Genomic DNA, 1,553 nt, shown 5'->3' with positions numbered 1-1,553 from the left:
AGTATTTCGTCAAGACCGGCACCAACACCTGGTCCATGTACTCGCTGATGGACGGTCGCAGCATTTCCGACCCGACCACTACTACGGCCGACAAGAACGACCTGACATTCGACTCCTCGGGTAATCTGGTCGTCGCAGCGCCGGGCACCGTACCGACCGACAGTGCGAACATCAAGTTCAACACTGATGGCACCTTTACTGTCGCCAACTGGGTACCAGGTGTGCAATCCGGCACCGGCACGACCACCAGCTGGGGCGCGAACGGTGCTACGGGTGCCTCCATCAAACTGAACATGGCCGGTATTACCCAGACCGCGTCGGTGTCGGGCCTGATCACTCAGGACCAGGACGGTTACGCCACTGGCCAGCTCAGTGCGATGAGCGTTGATGCAACCGGCAACCTGTTCGCGACCTACACCAACGGCAAATCCCAAGTGATCGGGCAGACCTCGCTGACCAACTTTGCCAACGTGCAAGGCCTGGCGCAGGCAGGTGGCACCAACTGGCGTGAAACCTTCGCTTCGGGCGTACCGGTCAGCGGCACGCCGCAATCGGGCACCCTCGGCTACATCACTGGTCAGGCGCTGGAAGAGTCCAACGTCGATCTGACCATGGAGCTGGTCAACCTGATCAAGGCGCAGAGCAACTACCAGGCGAACGCCAAGACTATCTCCACTCAAAGCACCATCATGCAAACCACTATTCAGATGACTTGATAGTGTAGAGCGTTAAATAAAGCCCCTTTTCGAAGGGGCTTTTTTTTGGTTGTTTTTTACAAAGTGATGCACGCTCAAGTTTAATTAAACTTGCAGAAAGTTCAGTCAATGTACTTGGAAATCTCCTACGCGCGATGATGTGAGAATCAAAACTCCTCTATGAGTTGCCCTTTGGGGTAAAGGAGTTTTCATGTCGTTCAATACCGCGATCAGCGGCATTCATGCCGCGAACAAAAGGCTGGAGGTGGCCGGTAACAATATTGCCAACTCCGGCACTATCGGGTTCAAGTCGTCGCGTGCGCAGTTCTCGGCGCTGTATTCAGCCAGCCAGTTGGGCAGTGGTCGCAATGCTGTAGGTGATGGCGTACGTCTTGCTTCAATGCAGCAAAACTTCAATCAGGGCGAAAGCATGACCACGTCGGGTAATCCGCTCGACATGCGTATTCAGGGCAACGGCTTTTTTGTGGTGAGTGACGGTGGGTCTCTTGCCTATACCCGTGCCGGAGCGTTCCTCAAGGACGCGGCGAACTTCGTTGTGGACGGCGAGGGTGGACGATTGCAAGGCTATGCGGCAAACGAGCAGGGCGAGATCAAGCGCGGGTTGCGTACCGACTTGCAGATTGATACATCGAATGTATCGGCCAGAGCCACCACGCGGGTTGCCGAGAACATCAACCTGGACGCCTCGCTGCCTTCGCTCGCGCGCTTGCCGGTCTTCGACCCGGCCGATCCTGCGACCTACACGCGGGTCGTTGGCCGTACCATTCAGGATGCGGGGTCTGGAGCAGGAGCCACTGCGGTGCCTGCGGCGGATCATGAGCTGAAGCAGTATTTCGT

At 56.6% G+C, this 1,553-nt stretch carries 2 protein-coding genes; both read left to right on the top strand.

The window, feature by feature from the left end; translation table 11 throughout:
• Positions 1-716, top strand: a 716-nt coding sequence (locus ALO64_RS20525; RefSeq protein WP_157058683.1) for a flagellar hook-basal body complex protein, incomplete at its 5' end; no start/stop codon positions are given.
• 190 nt (positions 717-906) lie between these two features.
• Positions 907-1,553, top strand: a 647-nt coding sequence (locus ALO64_RS20520) for a flagellar hook-basal body complex protein (protein WP_157058682.1), incomplete at its 3' end; no start/stop codon positions are given.

This window comes from Pseudomonas meliae, assembly GCF_001400515.1.
Lineage (GTDB): Bacteria > Pseudomonadota > Gammaproteobacteria > Pseudomonadales > Pseudomonadaceae > Aquipseudomonas > Aquipseudomonas amygdali.
The sequence above is the reverse complement of the archived record's forward strand: the minus strand, read 5'-3'. Positions and strand labels throughout refer to the sequence as shown.